This is a genomic window from Bartonella sp. P12B, assembly GCF_055796185.1.
Window position 1 is genome coordinate 1 of the sequence record NZ_JBTTDI010000029.1, and the last position, 6319, is coordinate 6319.

The following is a 6319-nucleotide window of genomic DNA, read 5'->3' on the forward strand; positions in this document are numbered from 1 at the left end:
CTCCCTAATAAATAAAGCTGAGAACCATTTACCGCTTCAGTTGAGTCTTGTGAAAGACTACCAGCAGCAACAGCCAAAAGATTCCGAGGCTTACCTTCACCATTCATAAAACTTACTCTGGTTGCTGATGACTTTGGAGAAATAGATATCATAGGCTCATCATTCTCTCGGGCTGCCCGATTGAATGCTCGTGTAGGGGATAAGTTTCTCATAAAGGGGAAGCTGTTTGTATTCTCAGGTTGATCATCACTTTGAGAGAGTTGCTCGTGTTTTTCCCCAAGAGTAGGGGTTTCTTTTATCTCTACAATCTGGTTATTCAAAGTTGTGAAAGTACTCTTAACACCAGAAAATGTATCTGCTCCATTTTTAGAACTTTCCACTCCTGCAAAAGCAGTATCAAAAGCAACTTTAGTCTGAAACTTAATATTAGGTGTTAAGTTTTTGAAGGAATCTTCATCCCCCATAAATACAGAACCAGTATCTCTAGACTCTTTATTATCAACTCTATCGACAGGTGGAATACCTTTAAGCACATTTGTACCACCACTAAAACCGTTTGATAAGTTATTAAAAACCTGAGTATGAGCAGAAACAGGAGAAATATTTGATAAGAGAAGAATTCCTGAAACCAATGAAAGCGCTTTAATAAAAAGTAAATGATAAAGCGAGCAAGAACTTTTAAAATTACTCACCACAGGCGCTTTTGGTGTGGTATATAATTTTTTCATAACAAATTCTCCAAAAATATATTCAGAACATTAAAAAGACATATTTCAGCGCTAAAGGTAGCGTGGGGATGTTTTTTTCTCATTCTCTATAAGGTTTAGATGCCGTAGAGGCAGGTAGTGGTGGTTGGTTAATAATTTGGTTGATGGGGTTTTGTTTTTTTGCCTCTAAGTTGAGTGCATGTTTTTTTAGGTAACGTAGCTCATTTTATTTGTTTAAGAAGCATGGGGAGCGTTGGTGCTTATTGTATTTTGTTGTAATGAATAAGCGGAGTGCCCTTGCGTTTTAGAGCTCTCTTTTTCAAAGAGAAGAAAGTGGAAATTGTTGTGTGATGTTTTTATGATCATCCGCACCTCCCCTTGCGATAACTTTTTATCAAAATGAGTCTTATTGATGACTCCATTATCTTGTTATAGACTATTGAGAGGAATAGCAAGAAGAAAATGAATTTAATTATTTTTACATAATGAGTCTTTCTGATTTATAAGATCGTGAAGTGCTTCTATAATCTTAAAATTCATAGCTTCATCGCATAGGTTGCAGACTTATAGAGAGGTTTTGTTACAGAGTTTTTGAGGGCTCTCATTTTGGTCAAAATGAGTCTTATTAATAATTGCAGCTATTGCGTACTTCGTGAGTACTCCTGCTGAAATAAATAATGAAATAGAATTTTTGATTTTTTTAGCGTATCCCCCCAATGGATATTCTCTCTTAATGAAATTATAGAATGTACGTCTTTAAGTTATGATATGATTACGTACCCTCTCAATTTATCTTAGAGAGACTACTCTGCATTTGTAAAATTTTTGTTAAAGTGCTTCACTTCTTAGTCAGTGAAATCAGTCTTTGTAAAATTATTCCTATAGAATATAGTGTTATGAAATTTTACGTACCACTCTATAACTTTCTCTGTAAAATATTACTTCTCTGTAATATAAAATTTCGCCCTTGCCTGATTAGGCAAGGGCGAAATTTTGGTTAAATTACAGTTTTTTTGTATTAGCTGGTGTTATTTTAATTTTAGCGTTATTCCACCACCTACTCCCCACTGCCCCCCAGCACTGGTTGCTGATAGATTAGAACGAATCTTGCCATCTTCAGAGGTATACCCAGCACCAAAAGCAATTGCAGATTGGCCGCGCCATAAACCGCCACCAAATGAAACACTCAAAGATCCTGGATCATCAAAGTAACGTAAGTTAGAGACCGCCAAACCAATCGCTGCTGCTTGTCTTGCTTCTTTGCGGACATTCTTAATATCATAACTTAATGCTTCAAATTTCTTATCTGTGTAAGATTTCGCCTCAGTAACGCCCTTGTTGACAAGAATTGCGGCTTGACTATCCGTATATTGCTTCGCATCCGAAAGAACTATCTTCATTTGATCTTCAGTGTACTTGTATACTTGACCACCGTTAACTGCTTTCTTAGAGTCTTTTTCAACTGGATTATCCTCTACCGCTAGATTGTTTATAGTGACTGGCTCACTCTCATTTCCACCTACTAACGTGATGCTATTGATCTTCTGTCCATTATTATCTGTGTTATAGGTAACAGCAATATCCGTTACTGCTTTAAGACCTTTTACATCTTGTTTAAGCTGAGATGCCTCTTGTTCAAGCGTTGTTGTTTGTTGCTTAAGCTCCTTTGTGGCGTCCTCGGCTTTCGTCGCCTTCTGATCAACGTCCCACACTTGACCAACAGTAGCTGCGTTGCTAGAACCTTCTGCAAGTTGGCCACCCGCTACATTTTCTATAGTGACTCCTTTCGTTGCATCTCCACCTACTAACTTGATGGCATTGCCTCTTCCAGTACCCTCGGGGTTTTTTTCATAGATAATAGCTTCATCTGTTGCTGTTTTAAGATCTTTTACCTGTTGGTCAATCGTATTTATCTTATTTTCAAACTCCCTAACCTTCTCATCTGCTATCCATGACTGACCACCATCAGAAGTTTCTTTCTTCTCAACAGTAGTAAGGCGGTCGTTGATAAGCTTCATACCGTTACTTACAGCATCAAATGCCGTCGCTACATCATTGCGTATTATATTGTCATCCACAGCACCATCTTTATTGAAGCCGAAAACCTTGAAGGTTGGAGCAACCCAAGCGTTATCTTCATACTTAGTGGTACCACCGAAATACTTAGCAATCTCAGTGTTCACCGCATAGAGTTGGCTACCACTGATTGCCTGAATTGAGTTAGAAGAAACCTCACCAGCAGCAACACCAGTAAGGATCCGTGGACCATTCACACCACCGAAATACACTTTCGGTAATGGTGATTCAAGATTAAACTTGAGAGCATCGGGATCCGGATCACCATTGCTCATAGGCGCGATTCTCATAAACATGCTTCTCATAAAAGGAAAGCCGTTTGTAACAATCTCTGACCCACCACCTTGAGTGGAGGCAGTTTTTAGATAACCTTCAGTAATAGGAGCGTTCTCTATTATATCAATAATCTGCTCATTCAAAGTTGAGAAAGCACTATTAACACCAGCAAATGCATCCGCGACACTGGTATAGCTGTGCTCAGTCTCATTACCATCCTTATCAAAGGCTTTAACTGTAAAAGTTGGACCTGACCATTTTCCCTTTTCATCATATCCAGCACCGCCGCCAAAATAACTTGCAAATGCCTGAGCCATAGAATAAAGCTGGCTACCATTTACTGCTTCGGTCGATGTTTTCGTAAATGCTCCACCCTTCACACCAGAGAGAATCCGAGGGGCGTTTGCGCTGTTGGCAATATCTATTCTATTGCCGTTTTTACTTCCACCAATCGTAATAAGCCCAACGCTATTTTGCTTAATAAAACTATCACCTGTCACCTTTTCGATCTTTTCATTAAGATTGGTGAAAGAACTACTTACACCCGTAAAGGCATCTGCAACATTATGATAGTCATGTTCAGTTCCATTCCCAGCCTTGTCAAAGACCTTAAGTGTAAAAGTAGGAGATATCCATTTTCCTTCTTCATCATATCCAGCACCGTCACTAAAATAGCTAGCAATTTCATTGCTCATAGAATAAATTTGAGAACCATTTACCGCATCCGTTGATATTGCCGTAATCGAACCAGAAGCAACACCAGAAAGAATCCGTTCCGCATTATGAACGTTTGCAATACTTACTCTCTCTCCACTCACTTGTCCACCAATAGTGATAAGTCCTGCTGTATCCTGCTTAACAAGACTATTAGCGGTCACATTAGTAGCTATATTTTCAATCTTTTTATCAAGACTGGTGAGAGAACCACTTACGCCCGTAAAGGCATCTGCAACATTATGATAGTTCTGCTCAGATCCATTACCATCCTCATCAAAAACTTTAACTGTAAAAGTAGGAGCTGTCCATTTTCCATCTTTATAGCCAGCTTTACCGCCAAAATAGCTAGCGATTTCATTGCTCATAGAATAAATTTGAGAGCCATTTACCGCATCCGTTGATGTTGCTGCAATCGAACCAGCACCAACACCAGAAAGAATCCGTGTCGCACCATTAACGTTTGCAATACTTACTTTCGCTCCACTTACTTGTCCACCAATGGTAACAAGTCCCGTATCATCTTGCTTAACAAGACTATTAGCGGTCACATTAGTGGCTATATTTTCAATCTTTTTATCAAGACTGGTGAGAGAACCACTTACGCCCGTAAAGGCATCTGCAACATTATGATAGTTCTGCTCAGATCCATTACCATCCTCATCAAAAACTTTAACTGTAAAAGTAGGAGCTGTCCATTTTCCATCTTTATAACCAGCTTTACCGCCAAAATAGCTAGCGATTTCATTGCTCATAGAATAAATTTGAGAACCATTTACCGCATCCGTTGATGTTGCTGCAATCGAACCAGCACCAACACCAGAAAGAATCCGTGTCGCACCATTAACATTTGCAATACTTACTTTCGCTCCACTTACTTGTCTACCAATGGTAATAAGTCCCGTATCATCTTGCTTAACAATCATATCAGACGAGATTTTATCAAGTTTCTTATCAATATCCTTCTTAAAAAATACAAAAATATTTCCCCAACTCGCAAGTGTACTATCTACCCCTGCAAACGCAGAGCCAACGTCTCTATATACACGGCCGTTAATCATATAGGTTGGTGCAATACTTTTAAGTATATTTGCACCACCACCAAAATACTGTGCTACATTACCCCACTTATCACAAGCAAAAACAGGAGAAGCACTTGATAAAAAGGCAGCTATTGAAACCAATGAAATTGTTTTAATAAAAGGTAAGCGATAAGGTGAGCAAGAGTTTTTTAAACTATTTACTGCTGGCACTTGTGGTGTGGTATATATTTTTTTCATAATAAGTTCTCCAAGTAAGAAAAGCATATTCTGGCGCTCTCTTGCTCCAGATGATATTTTTCTTGTTTTATAAAAGATTAGGGTTGCCATAATGGGAAAGGGGACTATCTACAGTATCAGTGATATTATGATTGGCATTCATTGATAGCCCAGTTAGAAAAGATTTAATTTTTTATGTATTTAAGGAGGTTGTTCTTTTTTCAGAAAAACCCGTCGACTTGACGATGAAAGAGAAATAGTTCGATATAGAAAAGCCATATTTTCGCCGTATTAAGTAATATATTGTAGGGGGCAATAGTGAATGTACATTGCCTAAAAAGAGCACTAAATTGTTTGCTGATGTAATCTAGGAAGTTTTTTGTAAAGCTATTACGCTTTTGTCATAGAAATAAGCGAGACGCTTCTGAACTTCAGAATCACGCTTCTTTAAAGTGAAGTGGAAATAGTTGTGTGATTTTTTCATATCTACCGCCCCCGCTGTGAGAAAGAACTCTTTTACTCAAATAGTCTTAAAGATCAGTCTATTTTCTATAACCTATTTAAAAAAAAAGCAAGAGAAAAATTAATTTTTTTAATAATCATTCTTTCTAAGTTATAAATTTTAAAACTCATACTCTTATTGTGTGCTCTGTAGATTCTTATAAGAGTAGTGTTATAGAGTTATATTTTTTTAAGTTCCTCATTTTGCTTAATTATTGCTACTGATCCATACAAAGAAAATAAATAGAGTAGTAAAAAGGGGATTTTTTTAATCATATCTTCCAACAGATATTTATATCAGTAAAAGTATCAAACATATAAACTAGGATATTGAGCGATTACGCTATCTATTACTTTATATAAAAATTACTCTGCATTTGTACATTTTTATTTCATGCGCTTTGTTTTAAACAAAATCATTCTCATTAAAATTATTCCTATGAAATAACTTATATGAGACCCCATAAGTATATTACTCTACGATTTTCTGTATATTACTCTCCTAAATATAGAATTTTTGCCCTTATCATAATTTATGACAAGGGCAAAAACATTTTGTACGGTTAGTTAAGAGTTACCCTTAGCCCTGCACCTACACCCCAATGACCTCCAGCACTGGTTGCAGATACATTCGTACGAATTCTTCCATTTTCGGAGGTGTAACCAGCACCAAAAGCAAAAGCAGATTGACTATGCCATAAACCCGTACCAAGTGAAATACTTAACTTTCCAGGTGTATCATCGTAACTTAAGTTAGAGACTGCCAAACCAATAGCAGCTGCTTGT

Annotated in this window: 3 protein-coding genes; all 3 read right to left on the reverse strand. The window is 37.4% G+C overall.

Translation table 11 applies throughout. From position 1 onward, the window contains the following. On the reverse strand, positions 1 to 728 hold a 728-nt coding region (locus AC0QT1_RS08200; protein ID WP_473202085.1), incomplete at its 3' end, for a hypothetical protein. A 1007-nt stretch (positions 729 to 1735) separates the two neighbouring features. Then, entirely contained in the window at positions 1736 to 5053 is a 3318-nt protein-coding gene (locus tag AC0QT1_RS08205) for a YadA-like family protein (protein WP_473202086.1), read from the reverse strand. Positions 5054 to 6096: 1043 nt separating this feature from the next. After that, on the reverse strand, positions 6097 to 6319 hold a 223-nt coding region (locus tag AC0QT1_RS08210), incomplete at its 5' end, for a YadA-like family protein (RefSeq protein ID WP_473202087.1).